Origin of the sequence: Rhizobium gallicum bv. gallicum R602sp (genome assembly GCF_000816845.1) — a bacterium.
In the GTDB taxonomy this organism is placed as follows: Bacteria; Pseudomonadota; Alphaproteobacteria; order Rhizobiales; family Rhizobiaceae; genus Rhizobium; species Rhizobium gallicum.
The window spans coordinates 1,807,763-1,823,620 of record NZ_CP006880.1 but is presented as its reverse complement, the minus strand read 5'-3'; the positions used below and the strand labels follow the sequence as shown (position 1 = coordinate 1,823,620).

The 15,858-nt window shown below is 60.2% G+C and carries 16 protein-coding genes and 1 pseudogene; 9 read left to right on the top strand and 8 right to left on the bottom strand.

Going from position 1 to position 15,858, the window contains the following annotated elements; all coding sequences use genetic code 11:
• Positions 1 to 44: 44 nt before the first annotated feature.
• The 5 genes and pseudogenes from RGR602_RS31630 (at position 45) to RGR602_RS37850 (ending at position 4,434) form a co-directional block, all read left to right on the top strand.
• Positions 45 to 896, top strand: coding sequence for a carbohydrate ABC transporter permease (locus RGR602_RS31630; RefSeq protein WP_040115900.1), 852 nt, complete (start codon positions 45 to 47; stop codon positions 894 to 896).
• Positions 893 to 1,723 carry a carbohydrate ABC transporter permease gene (locus tag RGR602_RS31625; RefSeq protein ID WP_040115899.1) on the top strand — a complete coding sequence of 277 codons (831 nt, stop codon included), beginning with the start codon at positions 893 to 895 and terminating at the stop codon, positions 1,721 to 1,723. The genes RGR602_RS31630 and RGR602_RS31625 overlap by 4 nt, the downstream gene beginning before the upstream one ends.
• A gap of 29 nt (positions 1,724 to 1,752) precedes the next feature.
• On the top strand, positions 1,753 to 2,811 hold the full coding sequence (locus RGR602_RS31620) for an ABC transporter ATP-binding protein (protein WP_040115898.1): 1,059 nt from the start codon (positions 1,753 to 1,755) through the stop codon (positions 2,809 to 2,811).
• 21 nt (positions 2,812 to 2,832) lie between these two features.
• On the top strand, positions 2,833 to 4,116 hold the full coding sequence (locus tag RGR602_RS31615) for an MGH1-like glycoside hydrolase domain-containing protein (protein ID WP_040115897.1): 1,284 nt from the start codon (positions 2,833 to 2,835) through the stop codon (positions 4,114 to 4,116).
• A gap of 27 nt (positions 4,117 to 4,143) precedes the next feature.
• Positions 4,144 to 4,434: pseudogene (locus RGR602_RS37850) on the top strand (type II toxin-antitoxin system RelE/ParE family toxin).
• A gap of 114 nt (positions 4,435 to 4,548) precedes the next feature.
• Here RGR602_RS37850 and RGR602_RS31610 read toward each other — a convergent pair.
• The 6 genes from RGR602_RS31610 to RGR602_RS31585 all read right to left on the bottom strand — a co-directional run bounded on the left by RGR602_RS31610 (position 4,549) and on the right by RGR602_RS31585 (position 11,624).
• Positions 4,549 to 5,742: an MFS transporter gene (locus RGR602_RS31610; RefSeq protein ID WP_040116655.1), complete on the bottom strand. Its 1,194-nt coding sequence runs from the start codon at positions 5,740 to 5,742 to the stop codon at positions 4,549 to 4,551.
• A gap of 394 nt (positions 5,743 to 6,136) precedes the next feature.
• The gene (locus RGR602_RS31605) at positions 6,137 to 7,573 is read right to left on the bottom strand and encodes a M81 family metallopeptidase (RefSeq protein ID WP_040115896.1); all 1,437 of its coding nucleotides are present in this window, start codon (positions 7,571 to 7,573) and stop codon (positions 6,137 to 6,139) included.
• A 24-nt stretch (positions 7,574 to 7,597) separates the two neighbouring features.
• The gene (locus RGR602_RS31600) at positions 7,598 to 9,514 is read right to left on the bottom strand and encodes a beta-N-acetylhexosaminidase (protein ID WP_040115895.1); all 1,917 of its coding nucleotides are present in this window, start codon (positions 9,512 to 9,514) and stop codon (positions 7,598 to 7,600) included.
• A 29-nt stretch (positions 9,515 to 9,543) separates the two neighbouring features.
• A complete protein-coding gene (locus tag RGR602_RS31595; RefSeq protein WP_040115894.1) occupies positions 9,544 to 10,320 on the bottom strand; it encodes an SDR family oxidoreductase in 777 nt (258 codons plus the stop codon).
• Positions 10,321 to 10,346: 26 nt separating this feature from the next.
• The gene (locus RGR602_RS31590) at positions 10,347 to 11,210 is read right to left on the bottom strand and encodes a MurR/RpiR family transcriptional regulator (RefSeq protein ID WP_040115893.1); all 864 of its coding nucleotides are present in this window, start codon (positions 11,208 to 11,210) and stop codon (positions 10,347 to 10,349) included.
• A gap of 24 nt (positions 11,211 to 11,234) precedes the next feature.
• Positions 11,235 to 11,624 carry a RidA family protein gene (locus RGR602_RS31585; RefSeq protein ID WP_040115892.1) on the bottom strand — a complete coding sequence of 130 codons (390 nt, stop codon included), beginning with the start codon at positions 11,622 to 11,624 and terminating at the stop codon, positions 11,235 to 11,237.
• Positions 11,625 to 11,734: 110 nt separating this feature from the next.
• On the opposite strand from RGR602_RS31585, the gene RGR602_RS31580 reads away from it, so the two are divergent.
• Both RGR602_RS31580 and RGR602_RS31575 read left to right on the top strand, forming a co-directional pair.
• Positions 11,735 to 12,220: a hypothetical protein gene (locus RGR602_RS31580; RefSeq protein WP_040115891.1), complete on the top strand. Its 486-nt coding sequence runs from the start codon at positions 11,735 to 11,737 to the stop codon at positions 12,218 to 12,220.
• Between the two features lie 30 nt (positions 12,221 to 12,250).
• Complete coding sequence (locus tag RGR602_RS31575; protein ID WP_040115890.1) at positions 12,251 to 13,726, top strand: M81 family metallopeptidase; 1,476 nt, start codon at positions 12,251 to 12,253, stop codon at positions 13,724 to 13,726.
• Between the two features lie 198 nt (positions 13,727 to 13,924).
• On the opposite strand, the gene RGR602_RS31570 is transcribed toward RGR602_RS31575, so the two are convergent.
• Positions 13,925 to 14,203 carry a BrnA antitoxin family protein gene (locus RGR602_RS31570; RefSeq protein WP_040115889.1) on the bottom strand — a complete coding sequence of 93 codons (279 nt, stop codon included), beginning with the start codon at positions 14,201 to 14,203 and terminating at the stop codon, positions 13,925 to 13,927.
• Entirely contained in the window at positions 14,187 to 14,489 is a 303-nt protein-coding gene (locus RGR602_RS31565) for a BrnT family toxin (protein WP_040115888.1), read from the bottom strand. The genes RGR602_RS31570 and RGR602_RS31565 overlap by 17 nt, the downstream gene beginning before the upstream one ends.
• A gap of 627 nt (positions 14,490 to 15,116) precedes the next feature.
• Between RGR602_RS31565 and RGR602_RS31560 the strand changes: the two genes are divergently transcribed.
• Entirely contained in the window at positions 15,117 to 15,425 is a 309-nt protein-coding gene (locus RGR602_RS31560; RefSeq protein WP_040115887.1) for a hypothetical protein, read from the top strand.
• A 74-nt stretch (positions 15,426 to 15,499) separates the two neighbouring features.
• On the top strand, positions 15,500 to 15,739 hold the full coding sequence (locus tag RGR602_RS31555; protein ID WP_040115886.1) for a hypothetical protein: 240 nt from the start codon (positions 15,500 to 15,502) through the stop codon (positions 15,737 to 15,739).
• The last annotated feature ends 119 nt before the right edge of the window (positions 15,740 to 15,858 follow it).

Here is a 15,858-nt window from a genome sequence, read left to right as displayed (position 1 = left end):
CCTAGGCCCGGGCCGCTTCCCGAAAAGCCACGAAGTCAAAGCCAATGCCGAACAACCGCACGTGGATCCCCTATCTGCTGATCTTGCCCTCGGTGGCGTTCCTGGCGCTGCTGTTCGTCGTGCCGCTTGTGCAGACGATCTGGCTTGCCGTCTCCGACAATGGCACGCCCTCGCTTACCAATGTCCAGCGTATGGTGGGCGATCTCAATTTTACGCGCTCGGTACAAAACACGTTTCTTCTGACGCTTGCCGTTGTGCCGGTGCAGATCGTCATTGCGCTCGCCATGGGAACGATGGTCGCGAAAGTGGCAGCCGGCCGGGAAACGATCCTGTGGATCTGGACCATTCCGCTCGGCATTTCGGATCTCGCAGCCGGTCTCGTCTGGTTGTCGATCCTGCAGAACAGCGGTTATCTCAATTCCTTCCTTTACGGCCTCGGCATCATAGAACGGCAGGCGAGCTGGCTTTCCTACCAGACGCCGTTTCCACTTTTTCTCGGCATAGCCGCCGCCGAGATATGGCGGGGAACGGCCATCGTCATGGTCGTCATCGTTGCCGGCCTCAACCAGGTGCCGAAGGAATACCGGGAAGCGGCAGAAATCTTCGGCGCAGGTCCGTGGACGCGCTTCTTCCGCATCACCTTGCCGCTCATCCGGCCGGCGCTGCAGTCGGCGCTCATCCTGCGCACTGTTTTGGCCTTCGAGGTTTTTGCCGTCGTCTATGCCCTTGGCGGCCGCAATTTCCCGGTGCTCGTCGGCGAGGCCTACAATTGGCAGAACCAGAACCAAAACTATGGCGTTGCCGCAGCCTACGCGGTTCTCATCATGCTCGTCTCGCTTGCGGCCACCATGTTCTATCTGAAGGCCATCAAGGTCGATCCGGAGCGTCTTCCATGAGCACGGCCCGCGCCGCAAACTTCGTCTCGTCCCGCCGCATTCTGCTCTGGAGCGGGATCGCCGTCCTTTGCGCCTGGGTTCTCGCACCGATCTATCTGGTCGCGCTCGGCGCCTTCGGCGGACGCAGCGCCGTCTACCTCTGGCCGAAGACCGGTCTGCCGACAGGCCTTTCCTTAGAGCCCTTTCTGCTTTTCCTGAGGACAGAAGGCGTTCTCGGCTCCTTCCTGAACTCACTCGGAGCTGCAGCGATCACGGTTGCCCTGTCCCTGCTTCTCGGAGCGCCCGCCGGCTATGCGCTGGCACGCTATAATTTTCACGGCAAGGATTCCTTTCGGCTGATGGTCCTTTTGACCCGCGCCTTTCCTTTGGCAATCCTTGCTCTGCCGCTCACCGTTTCCTTCATCCGTCTCGGCCTCTACGATACGGTAACGGGCGTCGGGCTCGTTCATACCGTCCTTGCCCTTCCCTTCGCCGTGCTGGTGACGCAAGGCATCTTTCTTGGCGTTCCGAGAGAACTCGAGGAAGCGGCATGGGTCTTCGGGTGCTCGCGTATCCAGGCATTCTTCAAGATCGTCGCTCCTCTCGCCCTTCCAGGTATCGCCGCGACCGCCGTCTTTGCCTTCGTCATCTCCTGGAACGAGGTTTTCGCCGCGTCCGTGCTCACCGTCAGAAATCGGACGTTAACGGCCTATCTGCTGACCGTGCTGGCGGAAAGCCCCATGCATTACCGCTTTGCGGGCGGCCTCATGCTCATCCTGCCATCCGTGGTCTTCATCTTCGCGGTCAGGCGCTACCTTTTCGCGATCTGGGGCATTTCATCCAAGTAACGGGTCATCCAAGTAACGGGAACAGTTTCATGGCCAACATCATCATCGACCGCATCCGGAAGAACTTCGGGACCTTCCAGGCGCTGAAGGAGGTCTCGCTGACAGTCAACGACGGGGAATTCGTTTCCCTTCTCGGCCCCTCTGGCTGCGGAAAGACGACGCTGCTACGCATCATCGCCGGTCTTGAATCCGAAAGTGCCGGCGACATTCGGATCGGAGACCGCTCGGTAGTCGGGCTTCAGCCGAAGGACCGCGGCCTTGCCATGGTCTTCCAGAACTACGCCGTCTTCCCGCATATGACCGTCTTTGAAAATGTCGCCTTCGGCCTCAGGATGCAAAAGGCCGATGAGGCGCGCGTCAGCCAGCAGGTGAAAAAAGCGGCAGCTCTTCTGCATATAGAGCCCTATCTCGACCGCTATCCGAACAAGCTGTCGGGCGGCCAACGCCAGCGCGTAGCCGTGGCTCGGGCGCTCGCTGTCGAGCCGAAGGTCCTGTTGATGGATGAGCCGCTTTCCAATCTCGATGCGCTGCTGCGCCTGGAAATGCGTACGGAACTAAAGACGGTCCTGCAGTCTTCCGGCACGACGACGATCTATGTGACGCACGACCAGACCGAGGCGATGGGCCTTTCGGACAGGATCGCCGTCATGCACGACGGCCAGATCGAGCAGGTTGGCCATCCCGTCGACATCTACAACCATCCCGCCACGCGGTTCGTCGGCGGCTTCATCGGCAATCCGCCGATGAATTTCATCCGCATGCCCGTGACCGACGGGCACGTGATCGCGGGCAGCGAGCGCTTTTCGGTGCCGCCGCAATCCGGGCCCGAGATCATCCTCGGGCTGCGCGGCGAAGCCGTGGTGCTTGCGCCGCCGTCAGAGGGATTTCAAATGCGCGTTCGCGTCGCCGAGCCAATGGGTTCGCATCTTCTTTTGACGGGATTGATCGAAAACCAACCCGTTCGCGTCATTCTGCCCGCCGCCGAAAAGGTTGCAAGCGGCGACGTCATCGGCCTGAAACCTGATCCCGCGCGCATTTCTTGGCTCGCACCCGATAGCGGCAAGGCCTACCTGGCGGCTGCTGCCTGACAAATATCTGGAGTAAATGGAATGACGAAATACATCGATGAAGCCAAGGCGATCTTGGCGGCGAATGACCGCGGCGGCTACACGGTACCGACCGATCGGCTTTATCCTTTTCAGTGGAACTGGGATTCGGCCTTCGTCGCCATGGGGTTTGCCGCCTACGACATCGACCGCGCCTATCGTGAACTCGAACGGCTGGCCGAGGGACAATGGACCGATGGCATGATCCCCCATATCGTGTTCCATCAGCCGAGCGACAGCTATTTCCCCGGCCCCGACGTCTGGCGCACGAACCATGTCATTCCGACCTCCGGTATCACGCAGCCACCGGTCTTCGCTATGGCTCTTCGCAAGATTTACGAAACAGCGGTCGCCACCGGCTCGGTCGAAAACAAGCGAACCCTTACGCTCTACGAAGCCGCCTTGAAGTGGCACCGGTGGTGGTACAGCGCGCGTGATCCGGAAGGCACCGGTCTCGTCGCCTTGCTGCATCCTTGGGAAAGCGGCAGCGACAACTCGCCTGCCTGGGACGTCGCCCTTGCGCGTGTTGCGACGACAACCGAAACGCCGGTTGTGCGAAAAGATATAGGGCATGTGAACCCGCAAATGCGCCCGCGCGACGAGGACTATGGCCGCTTCATCCATCTCCTGGATACCTATGCGGCCTGCGGCTGGGACCCCGTCGAGCAATGGCAACAGGCCGAGTTCAAGATCGCTGATATCCAGACCAGCGCGATCCTGCTGAAGGCCGGTGAAGATCTGCATTATCTGGCAGCTGTCCTCGGGCGCGCAGGCGAAGCCGATGAGATTGCAGTGCTGAATGAGCGCACACGGCAGGCCCTGAAGGCGCAGTGGCGTTCTCATCTTTCGCGTTTCGTCTCGCGGGATCTGCTGGCCGGCGAGGATGTCGTCGCAGCCACGCAGGCCGGCTTCATTCCGCTTCTTGCGCTCGACCTTGACGAGGCGACAGCCGACGCTGCAGCCGCCGAAATGCGAAGATGGTGCAAGGGTATGAAAGTCGTCTTCCCGACGACCGAGCCTCTTTCCGCGAGTTTCGAGGCCAAGCGCTATTGGCGCGGTCCGGCCTGGGCGATCATCAACTGGCTCCTGATCGAGGGATTACACCGCAACGGCCACGCAGGATTTGCAGCGGAACTGCGCCAATCGACGATCAGCGCAATCGAGACCGAAGGCTTTGCCGAATATTTCGATCCGAAAACCGGGGAAGGATGCGGTGGGCTCGGATTCTCATGGACGGCAGCGGCTTACATTGCTCTTGAAAAGGCCGATAGTTCCGCAATTCAGTAGGAGCCAGCACCAAAACCGCGATATCCCGTGCCCGGCTGGAGGAGGCCGACATGGTCCGTGGTCGCGGATTGCACACGAAGCTGGAACCAAGCCGCTCTCGGCTTTGTCGATGCTCTTCAAGCTGCTTATGATCTGATGGCCAGCCATCCGGAGGCCGGTCATTGCGGTATGCATATGAGTTGGGATTTCCTGACCTGCGGAGCGTTTCGATGAAGGCCATCGCTATCTCATCCTTTGTCATGACCAGCCAGATCATGTCGACCTATGGCATGTGCTTCATGCCAAACCCAGTGGATGCAGGCACCGGATAGTCATTGAATTCGAACGTTCCGCACCTGTGGACTTTGAAAGATGGTGGGAGATCGGCCGTCGCCTATCCTTGGGCTTAGGCGCCTGCTGTCTTCATCCGGCGGTAGTCCTCCATCAGACAGCTCAACGTCTGGTGCTGCAGTATATCAGGAGCCCAATGCCGCCGAGCCCGAAGAGCGCGCCAATAATTGAGGTCCCCGAATAGGTCGTGATGGAACTGCCAATGGCGAAGACGAGTGCGCTCACGCCTGCGCTGAGAAAAATGTTGACGGATATCAGGGCGCTGCCAAGACCTGGCCTCTCTGCAATGAGGTCCTGGAGGTAGGTGATGGGGATGCTGATCAGCGCTGCAGCGCCAATACCGCTGATGACTGTCAGGGCGTAAGCGTGCCAGGGCTGTGAAGCAAGCCCGAGCAGCAACAGGTAGGCGGCATATATGATGGTGCCGGTCACCAGTGCTGCGACCTGACCCATCTGCCTGAGAAGTCGCGCCCAGACGATGATGAAAATGATCTCGAGGAAGGCAACGATGCCGACGAGAATGCCGACATCGGCTACCGTCCCGTGAACCGCGCCGGTGACGATCAAGGGCAGGATCGCCCCGTTGACATGGAGCGTGCTCGTAATGAGCGCAACGGCAATCAAGGGCGTGAAGATTCTCGGCGAGACCACTTCTGCGAGGGCAGCAAGATGAGAGAGATGATGCGTTGCTGCTTTGTCCGTGCCCTTCTGGCGCGGCAGGACCGCGCTGATCAGGGCAAAACAGAATATGCAGGAGAGACAGGCGAAAAGATAGGCGGGCAGCATGCTCATCGACGTGGAAAGCAGCGCACCTGTCATGCCAGGTACCAGCACCCACGACAGCGAGATCATTGCCCGGACGCCTGAGTTGACGGTGTTGACCTCGTTTTTGGGCATTCCCGCGGTGGCGGCCCGGACATGGGCAAAAAGCAGGGAGTTGAGCGAACCATAGATCGGTAGCAACAGAAGCGAGCAGGCGATGAAGCTCGTTTGGGTCGGAACGAAATATATCGCGCCATAGCCGAAAATACCGAAACTGGCAGCCACCAGCATCATCGAACGATATTCGCCGAGACGGTCGGCAAGGTTGCCGAGGAGGATGCTCACGAGGACATTGACCGCCGCGGCCGCAAAGATGAGGGCTGAATAAAGACCGTTGCTCAATCCCAGCTCGCGAATACCGACGACGGATTGATACGGTGATGTTGTCGCCCCCGCAAACCCGAACAAAAAGATGGCAATCATGCTGACGCGGATTGCCGGATTGCGAAAGACATCGGGAAGAAGGCGGTTCATGCGGATATCAACGAAGGGAACGATCTGGTGGTCACACGGCGCGCGTTCTGGCAATGCGCCGCCCGCCACGCGATTTGATGATGCGAAATGTCAATCCCACCGGCGCGTCGAAAAGTGCGCCTGCGGCTGGCAATCGAAATTGCGGTCGAACGGGAGGATCGCCTGCGCCGGCTGCTCTCACCTGGCAGAGTGCGTGGTTTGAACCGGCCGGAGGGCTGGCGGCCATGGGGAGAGGGGCCAGGAAGGCTGAAGCAGACGACGGTGGCATCGCTAGGAGCCGTGCTGCCACCAGACGAGGCTGAAAGGTCCCCCGGGAACCTTATATCCTCGTTCCGCAAGATGCAGATCCCTACGGGATGGTGGCCGTCATTCCGGGCCTCAAAATAGAACATAATCAGTCCTGCCAGCGCGCTGAAAGACGCGCCTGCGGTTGGTATACGAATTCGCGGTCGAACGGGAAGATCGGCCGGGTTCGGCGATGGCTCGCTAGACTTTCGATGTCCTGGTTCACGACGCCCTCCGTCAGTGCCATGAGATTCGGATTGGCAATCGGGGCAAGCTCGGGCGAAAGATAGCCCGATTTCACGACAAGCAGCCGAACCGATCTGGGATCGAGCCCAAGGCGCGCGAAATCCGCGATGCTGTGATAGGGGCGCCTGCGGGCAGCAAGAACCACCGTGACGCCGCGGGTCCGGATCACCGCCTGGCGTTCGGCCTCGCAGCCTGGATCGTCGAGTAGGATCACCTCAGCCTCGATACGAACGGGCAAGCTCGCCGGATCGAGACTACCGCCGACTGACAGAGGCACGATCGCTCCCCTGCCGGCGGCAAAGCAGGCCTCGACGGCCGGCCGGTCGGTGACGCCGGCAAAGAGCGTGTTTTCGAACTTGCGGGAAAGAACCGCGCTTAGGACATCGGCCCGGTCGCCCACACCGCCGCCGGTCGGATTGTCCGCCGAATCCGCAAGCACGACCGGCGCAGTCTTCGTATCTGCTGCGATATCGAGCATGTCGTCAAGCGGACCGGTTACCGGCCCGAAACGAAAATCCTTTCGGGCATTCCAATAGGAAAGTGCGATCTCCTCCGCGGCTTTTGCGGCAGCAGCTTTGTCCGACGCCGTCACCACAGCGCAGGCCGTCGCCCGCGGCTCGTCGGCCCAGACATAACCGATCATCAGATTGGCATCGAGAACGCCGTCGCGGCGGTCGAAGTCCGCAAGCCGTCGGTAGAGGCCCTTTGCCGGCTCATCCTCAGTCGAAGTCCGCTCGCCCGGCCACAGGACAGGCACCGGCGCCCAGGCCACGCCCGGCCGGTTCCCGCTCGTCAGCGCGTCGACGAGCATCGACCAGGCGCGCACCATGGTCTCGCGGACATCAATATGCGGCGCCGTGCGGTAGGCCGCGAAAATATCGAGCTGGTCGACGATCTTCTGGCTGACATTGCCATGCAGATCGTAGCTCGCAGCGACGATGCAGTCCGGACCGACGACGGCGCGGGCCGCCGATATCCAGTCGCCTTCGGCGTCATCCATGCCCTCGACGTTCATTGCGCCGTGCATGGCGAGATAGAGACCGTCAAGCGGCGTGGACGCCTGCAGCCGGTCGACGAACTCCGTCTTGAACTCCTCGTAGGCGGCACGCGACACCGGTCCGCCCGGAATGGCACGCGCATGGAGAAGCGGGAGGTGGTCGACCCCTTGCGCGTTCAGAAAGTTGAAATAGTCGGAACCGAGGAGATCTGCTCCGCGCATGACGCGAAAATCCTCGATCGCCATCAGCACCGGCGAGTATGTGCTGCATTCCGTGTGAATTCCGCCGACCGCAATCCGCATCGCTACCGTCCTGGCGTTTCGGGCCTAGAGTGCCGGGCTCAGGGGGACGATGGCCGCAAAGCGGTTCCAGTCCTTCTTGGCCTTCGGGGTCCATGCCGCTTCGGCGATCGCCGGAAGGCGCGGAAAGACCAGGCGGTTGAAGTAGCCGCGCGACAGGAAGTGTTCCGACCAGATGCAGGCCTGTACGCCCTTCATCTTGTCCTTGAGATCCTCGGGGAACTCGCCTTCCGCTTCATAGGCATAGGTATGTGCCGGTGGCACCGTGCCTGCCCAGCTCGCTCCCGGCTCCTGGAAGGCTTCTGCCTGGACCATGTCCAGATAATAAGCCTGTCCCGGCGTCATGACGACGTCGTAGCCCTCCCTTGCGAGATCGATGCCGACCTGCGGATTTTCCCAGGCCATCAGCAGCGTGTCTTTCGCCGCGACCCCGCCGCCATGGGCCACCTCGTTCCAGCCGGCAAGCTTGCGTCCGCGCGCCGTCAGCATGTCCTTGATCCGTTTCAGGAAATAGGACTGCAGGCCGAACGTGCCGGAAATGCCTTCCTCGGCCATCAGCTCCTTTGCCAGCGGAGAGGCAAGCCATGAACCGTTCGCCACTTCGTCACCGCCCACATGAATGTAGGAGGAGGGGAAGAGCTCGACCATCTCGTCGAAGACCTTTTCCAGGAATTCGTAGGTGAGGGGCACGGCCGGGTTCAAGGCGTTGTTCGGATAGCCCTGAACGGAATGATAGCTGTCGGGTGCCTCCTGGCCATCGGTGAGTTCCGGGAGGGCGGCCAGCGTTGCGGCATTGTGACCGGGAATATCGATCTCCGGCACGACTTCGACATTCAGTGCCTGGGCATGGGCGACGATGTCGCGGATATCGCCCTGCGAATAGAAGCCGCCGACCGGCTCAGCGCCATTGCCGAGCTGCGGCAGCAGCGGCTCGTTTGGACCGCGCAGGACGCCGGTGGTGGTCAGCTGCGGATAGGCCCTGATTTCCAACCGCCATGCCTCGTCGTCGGTCAGATGCCAATGAAAGATATTGAGCTTGAACCAGGCAAGGATATCGATCAGCCGCTTGACGTCGGCAACCGGATAAAACTGACGTGACACGTCGAGATGGCAGCCGCGCCAGCCGTAACGCGGCTTGTCGGAGATGCTGCCGGAGATCGGAAAGCGGAACCTGCCTTTTGTCGTGCGCGCCCCGTTGAGCAACTGCGCAAGCGAGGTCAGGCCATACTGGAGCCCGGCCGCATCGCGATAGGAAAGCGTGACCTTGTCAGAGGCAAAGGTTAGCCGGTAACTCTCCGCATCGAGCGAGGCCTGGCGGTCGAAGACCAGTGCCCGGCCCTGCGGCGATGGCGCCAGGCTGAAGACGGAATGGTCGCTCTCAAAGAGCCGGCGCGAAAGGGAAATCACCGTCGAGATCGAAAGCAGCTCGTCGGAGCGTGCGCCCTGCGGATAAAGCACGACCGGAAAGCTGTCGCCCGGCTTGGCATCGATCTCTGCCGGCCAGGGCTGGAGCGCGAAGGGAAGATCAAGGTGGCCCTCCGGCAGCAACGCCGGCGGCGGCTCGCTCAGACTGCCTTCAAGAAGCAGATCGGAGACAGCCACCTCGACATGCGTGCCGTCGACCAGTGTCAGGTAGGCGGATTTTGCCCCATCCGTGCAATGCTGCGCCTTGCGATGAAGGCCGGCAACCGTGAAGATCCAGCTCTGGCCGGGCGCAAGAAGGAACCCCGGAGGCGGCGAGAATTCGTGGAAGTTCGCGTTCCGGCGCAGGAACTGGGCGTTCTCGCAGGCTTCAGGGTCGCTCACCCGCGTCAAGGATGTATAGACGAGCTTGAAGCCGGAAAGCGGGCTTTCGGAGAGGTTTAAGAGCGTGAAGGTGAACTGGCCGTTTGGCCCGCCCTTTGGGGTCCAGCTGTTTTCCAAGCGATAGTAAACCGGTTTCATGTCCTGTTCCTCTCTTTTGTTTATGGATTTCAGTAATGGTCTGATTGCGAGAAGGTGCGGGCGAGCTCCGCCTGGCCCGCCGTCAGGCCGCAATCCACGGGCAAACAAACCCCGCTGATGGCTGCCGCCTGCGATCCGGCTAAAAAGGCAACGGCATTGGCCACATCCTTCGGGTCGACAACCCGCTGGAGCGGATACCATCGCCGCGCCTCCTCGAAGACGTTGGGATTGGCAGCCGCGCGCGCTTCCCAGGCCCGGGTTCTGACCGTGCCGGGGGCGACCGCATTGGAGCGGATGCCGAACTTGCCGTATTCGACGGCCACCAACCGCGTGAAGTGGATAAGCCCCGCCTTCGCCGCGCTATAGGCCGGATGCCCGAAAACGTTCATGCCGTTGACGGAGGCGATGTTGATGACCGATCCTTTCGAGGCCTTCAGCATGTCCTCGACGGCGCGAAAGCATAAGAATGCAGCTTCGAGGTTGAGGGCATTATCCATGCGCCAGATGGAAGGCGTGGTATCATGAAGGCTGACAGCACGTGCCGCGCCGGCATTGTTGACGAGCGTCTGCAACTGTCCAAGTTCGGCGCAGCGGCTTGCAAGATGAGAAACGCTCTCCTCGCTGGTGACGTCGCACCCGACGGCAACGAAACGGTTTTGCGGACAAAGCGTGGCGGCAACGGCTGCGGCCGCCTCCCGGTCGATGTCGGCAAGCAGGACGATGTCATGGTCATCGGCGAGCCTCGCGGCGATTGCAGCGCCGATGTCTCCAGCAGCTCCCGTCACGATAGCGACCGATTGCGTCATGCTTCATCCCTTCCTTTTGCACGTCCTCAGTCTCCGAGGAGCTGACGGTCGTCGCCGTCGCGGTGGGCGACCAATTGTTGCTTGATACGTCTTAGTGTTACCGCCGCCTTCGGCTGGATGGCATAGGCGACAAGGCTCGCGATGATGTCGACGGTTGCGATATAGGCGATGCGGGTCGAGGTGGGACGGAATATATTGTTTCCTTCCGGCAGATCGATCGGCACGACGATCTCTGCCGCCGCTGCCACCGGACTTCCGCTCTGCGTCAGTGCAATCGTCGTGACTTTGGCTTCGCGCGCCAGCCCGAAAGCGCGAACGAGCTCGGCATTGCGCCCCGAAAAGGACGAGCCGATCAGCACGTCGCCCGCGCGCGCTGCCGCCGCCATCATCAGCTGCATGCTGTGGTCCGAACTTGCCGTGATGCGCAGCCCTAGGCGGAAGAGGCGGTTCTGGAATTCGTCGGCGATCATCGAGGAGTTTCCACCCGAACCGAAGGCATAGATCATATCCGCCTTGGCGATCCGGTCGGCGGCGCGTTCGATTGCGGCGATGTCAAGCGAACGGTGCAGGAGGAACAGCGCGTTCTGGGCCTTGGTGATGATGTCCTGCGCAACGTCGGCGGGATCGCTGCTTTTGGACTCGGGCTTCAGATAGCGGACGCCGATATGCGCCGTGCGGGCGAGTTGAACCTTGAAGTCAGAGAAGCTTTCGCAGCCGAGACGGCGGCAGAAGCGCGTGACGGTCGGCGGCGAGACCTCGGCCTTCTCCGCAAGCTCGATGATGGAGGCGTTCACGGCAAATTCGAAATCGTTGACGATGATTTCGGCAATCCGGTTCTCCGATGGAGAAAGGCGGCCCTTGTCTTCCTGCAATGTGGAAAAGATATCCAACCAGTCCTCCCGGTGATGGCGCCCTTACTGATCTTTCTTCTTATAGGCGACGCAGTCTATCTCCACCTTGCAATCCACCATCATTGAAGATTGCACGCAGGCGCGTGCCGGGGGATGCCCGCCGAAATATTCCTGATAGATCCTGTTGAACGTCCAAAAATCGCGGGGGTCGTCGAGCCAGACGCCGACGCGCACGACATCCGCGACGCCGTAGCCGGCCTCTTTGAGGATCGCCAGCACATTGGCAATTGCCTTATGCGTCTGGGCGATGATGTTGCCCTCGACGATCTCGCCGTTTTCCATTGCAACCTGACCGGAAACATAAAGCCAGCCATCGGCTTCGACGGCGCGCGCAAATGGCAAAGACTTGCCGCCGGCGCCGGTTTGAACAGTGCCATAGCGCTTGATGGACATTCCGGATCCTTGCAAATTATTTTCTTGATAAGTTGACAAGTGACCATAGAAAGCAGAATTTGGCCAGCGAAAAACGCGATTTATGAAAAGAATTTAAATAAAGGGCGAGCATGCGCGATCCTTTCAAGAATCCCTTCCCATCGTCCGACACAGCCCGGCATTCCATCTGGGAGATGCTCGTTCCGCGCGATATCGACGCGTTTTTGGCTGCCGATTGGTCCATGGTTGAAAACGACTTCGTGGAAGATGGTTTCATCGGGATCGATGGTCGCAAGCAGGTGAGTCCGGACAAATGGCGTCTTGCCTTTCCGACGCTTGCCGCCTATCGCGACGAATGGCTTCGGCAGGCCAAGGGATTTGGCAGGGAACGCCTGGCGGAGGACGCGCGCACCGCGATCTTTTCGACGACGACGCTGGAATCTATCGAGATCGAAGGCGACATGGCCCTGGTGCGCAAGAAATTTGATGGCGGCATTGCCAAGGCCGACGGCAGCCGCGATGTCATGCAGTGGCAGACGCTCTATTACTGCCGGCTTCACGAGGGGTGCTGGAAGATCTGCGGGTTCACCGGCTATCTGCCGAATCCTATGGGTTGAAGCGGTGTCGACAACATAAAGGCCAATCTCTTGCGCATTTTCACGGCGGCTCTGGCGACCGAGACCAACACCTTCTCACCGATTTGTGTCGACCGGCGGGCTTTCGAGGCTTCGCTTTACGCACCGCCGGGACAGCATCCTGAAACGCCGACACTTTGCACCGCGCCGATCACCGTCGGCAGGCGTGTCGCCGCGGCAAAGGGCTGGGAGCTGATTGAAGGAACGGCAACCTGGGCGGATCCGGCCGGGCTCGTCAACCGTTCCACCTATGAAGATTTGCGCGACGAGATACTGGCTCAGCTTAACGCCGCAATGCCAGTTGACGCGGTGGTCCTCGGGCTGCACGGAGCCATGGTGGCGGCGGGCTACGAAGATACCGAAGGCGACATCCTTGCGCGCATCCGGGAGATCGTGGGACCCGATATTCTCGTCTGCGCCGAACTCGACCCGCACAGCCATCTGACCGCCAGGCGCGTGGCGGCCCTCGACTTCGCCGTCTACTTCAAGGAATTCCCGCACACGGATTTCGTCGACCGCGCCGAAGATCTGTGGCGCATCGCCGTCGATACGCTTGAAGGCAGGGTCAAGCCTGCCGTTTCCGTCTTCGATTGCCGCATGATCGACGTCTTTCCCACGTCGCGCGAACCTATGCGCTCCTTCGTGGACAAGATCATCAAGATCGAAAGCGACGACCCGGATGTCCTGTCGATTTCCGTGATCCATGGCTTCATGGTCGGCGACGTTCCCGAAATGGGAACGAAAATGCTGGTGGTGACGGATGGCAAGCCGGAAAAGGGGGCAGCGCTTGCCCGCGACCTGGGGCTTGAGCTGTTCTCCAAGCGCGGAACCTTCATGGCACCTCAGATAGATGAGAAGGAGGCGGTCGCGCGTGCTCTGGCCGCCACCACCTGGCCGGTCGTCATCGCCGATGTGTGGGACAATCCGGGCGGCGGTACGGCAGGCGATGCCACGGTCATCCTCGAAGAAATGCTGACCCATGAGGCGAAGGATACGGCGATCGGCACGATCTGGGACCCGATGGCGGTGCAGATCTGTTTTGCGGCAGGGGAGGGCGCTGAGATTCCGCTTCGCTTCGGCGCGAAATCGGCGCCCGGCACCGGAAATCCGATCGATGGCACCGTGACGGTCGTCAAGCTTGTGAAGGATGCCGAGATGCAGTTCGGCGAGAGCCTGGCACCCTTCGGCGATGCCGCTCATGTGGTTATGAACGGCATCGACATCATCTTGAACTCGACGCGTGCCCAGAGCTTTGATGCCAGCCTCTTTACGGTCATGGGCATTGACCCGACGAAGAAGAAGATCCTGGTCATCAAATCTACGAACCACTTCTTCGCGTCGTTTTCGAAGATCGCGGCCGAAATCCTCTATTGTTCCGCGGGGACGCCTTATCCTAACAATCCGGCCAAGACGCCCTATCGCCGGGCACCGAGAAATATCTGGCCGATGGTCGCCGATCCTCATGGAAATGAATGCGGAGCCGCGTAGATGCAGGAAAACCGGTTGGGGACGGCGCATGCCCTACGGTGTCCTCACCGAACTTCGCGATGCCGAAAGAAGGGATTGAGCCTTTCAATCAGAGATCGAGACGTCCACAGGACGGGCGTGGCGAGGCATGCTACTGCCCGATAGGTCACGATGAACGGGTGCCTGCCACTATGCAACGCTTGCGTCAATCCGCGGACGTCAGCGTTGCCCACCCGAAGTGTCGACCTTCTCTGCGAGCCAGATTTTGATGAGCGACTGATAGGGTACGTCGCGTCTGCCGGCCGCGACCTTTATCCGTTCAAGAAGCGCGTTCGGTAGCCGCAGCGAGATTGATGTCGAGGATGGCTTCAGGTTCGGCAAGCGCACGCGCTCCGCCTTGTCCCAGTCGATATGATCGTCGGAATCCTGACTTTCCCAGAAGGCCCGTTCTTCCGCTTCCGTCTTGAATTCCGGAGTTGGCTTAAGCGTCTTGCTCATAATAGCTCCGCTCCTTGCGGCTCATGTCCCGGGCCGAGATCACCCGTATCTTCGTAGCGTTCTGCCGAAGCGTGAAGGTGACATGAAGCAGCCTTCCGTCGTCGGTGCGCCCAAGAGCGTGGATGCGTTGCTCTTCGGCGCTATGCCTTGCGTCGGGAACCGTCAGCAGTGGCTCGTTGAAAAACATCTGCTCCGCTTCTGCCTGGCCCACGCTGTGCTTTTCAGCGCTCTTGCGGGCGTTTCCCGCGTCCCAGTCGAAGCCCGTTATCCGCTCCCAATCAATCATCGATGTATATTGCCATAATATACACTGATTTCAAGGGCGAGACAGCGAAGGCAAAAGCGCACGAGAAGGAGAGAGAGCCGCTCGATTACCACGCACGGGTGCTCAACACGACGAGGGTGATATAGCGATATGCCATAAGGGGACCCGCGGTCCTCCTCCGATTACCCAAAATGCCGATTCCAGGTTCTGGTACGTGACGAGGGTCTTCGTTTTTCGTCTTTTAGACCCCGAGATGAATCTCATTAAGCGTCCCCTCGACCCTTCGTAAGAGAACTCTGATGTGGCGTAACGCGTGGGTGGGGCCACCTCAGTCGCTGAGGCGAAAGAACGATCGTCTTCGCCTCCGCGACCGAAGGTCTCGCCACCATTATAAGCACGGGTCTGTACGTGTCGTGCCGCCCTGGATGAACGTTCAAACGACCCAATAGCAGCGCGAGAGAGCGGCGATCAGTCCCTCGGGCTTTCATGGCTTCCAAAGCAGCTGCGGAGAAGGCGGGGTTCGAGCCAGGAATAGGCCTTTGTGGAAGGGTGCGATCAGACCAAGGTCCGACGTCTAGTCGCGAAGGAGCTGCTACAGTGCAGCTGCACGCAAGGCGCGCTGCCGCCACGTTTAGATCAGGGAGGCTCATGTCCCACGGTATCATCAGCGAAATTCGCGATGCGCGGAAGGAACTGTTGAGCCTTTCAATCAACGATCGCGAGCATCTTGTTCGCCGGATTGTGGATGAACTGCACGCGGTTCGCACTAGCGACTTTTCCGACAGCCCGTTCGCCAACAGCACGGGCCTCGACCACCTTGTTGCACGCACTTACGACACGATCCCGGAGATAGCGCGGATGGACGACAAGAATTTTGGAATGGTCCTCGACCAGTTCGTTGAGCTGCTCGAGACGATTACGAGCATCGTTCGTCTGCCGCCGACAGTGCTGCACTAAGGGCGAAGTGTTAGGGCAGCTAATGACGGGAACGTCATTTTCATAAGGGCGCGCGTTATGCTGACGGAGTTCTCATGGACGCATACATTAACCACTATGTCGAACTTAGCAGCCGCCTTCGCTCGGCGCAGGCCTTTTGCGAATTTCTGGCATCCGGCGGAAGGGTATGGGACCAGCTGGATGGCGCAGCCTGGCGCGATGTTACGGCCGAGGCTGAAAAGCGCGAGCTTCAAAAGGTCAGGGCACTGGAGACGCTCCGGCGCCAGCTTTACCCTGATGTTGCCGCTGAGGACAATTCGCCCTTTCGCCATTGATGCCGGAGCCTCGCTGGCGGACGCGGGTTCAATCCAGGCGACACGATATCCATTTTAGGCCTCTGAGCGACCTCGCGTCCTAGTTCTGGGCGGCCCTGCGAGCAGCAGAAGCTGAGGCG

Excerpts from the sequence above, each read along its gene's own strand:
- RGR602_RS31610 (WP_040116655.1), bottom strand. The coding sequence starts at position 5,742 with ATGAACCGCCTTCTTCCCGATGTCTTTCGCAATCCGGCAATCCGCGTC.
- RGR602_RS31570 (WP_040115889.1), bottom strand. The coding sequence starts at position 14,203 with ATGAGCAAGACGCTTAAGCCAACTCCGGAATTCAAGACGGAAGCGGAA.
- RGR602_RS31555 (WP_040115886.1), top strand. The coding sequence starts at position 15,500 with ATGGACGCATACATTAACCACTATGTCGAACTTAGCAGCCGCCTTCGC.
- RGR602_RS31615 (WP_040115897.1), top strand. The coding sequence starts at position 2,833 with ATGACGAAATACATCGATGAAGCCAAGGCGATCTTGGCGGCGAATGAC.
- RGR602_RS31585 (WP_040115892.1), bottom strand. The coding sequence starts at position 11,624 with ATGTCCATCAAGCGCTATGGCACTGTTCAAACCGGCGCCGGCGGCAAG.
- RGR602_RS31625 (WP_040115899.1), top strand. The coding sequence starts at position 893 with ATGAGCACGGCCCGCGCCGCAAACTTCGTCTCGTCCCGCCGCATTCTG.
- RGR602_RS31630 (WP_040115900.1), top strand. The coding sequence starts at position 45 with ATGCCGAACAACCGCACGTGGATCCCCTATCTGCTGATCTTGCCCTCG.
- RGR602_RS31560 (WP_040115887.1), top strand. The coding sequence starts at position 15,117 with ATGTCCCACGGTATCATCAGCGAAATTCGCGATGCGCGGAAGGAACTG.
- RGR602_RS31595 (WP_040115894.1), bottom strand. The coding sequence starts at position 10,320 with ATGACGCAATCGGTCGCTATCGTGACGGGAGCTGCTGGAGACATCGGC.
- RGR602_RS31600 (WP_040115895.1), bottom strand. The coding sequence starts at position 9,514 with ATGAAACCGGTTTACTATCGCTTGGAAAACAGCTGGACCCCAAAGGGC.
- RGR602_RS31565 (WP_040115888.1), bottom strand. The coding sequence starts at position 14,489 with ATGATTGATTGGGAGCGGATAACGGGCTTCGACTGGGACGCGGGAAAC.
- RGR602_RS31605 (WP_040115896.1), bottom strand. The coding sequence starts at position 7,573 with ATGCGGATTGCGGTCGGCGGAATTCACACGGAATGCAGCACATACTCG.
- RGR602_RS31580 (WP_040115891.1), top strand. The coding sequence starts at position 11,735 with ATGCGCGATCCTTTCAAGAATCCCTTCCCATCGTCCGACACAGCCCGG.
- RGR602_RS31620 (WP_040115898.1), top strand. The coding sequence starts at position 1,753 with ATGGCCAACATCATCATCGACCGCATCCGGAAGAACTTCGGGACCTTC.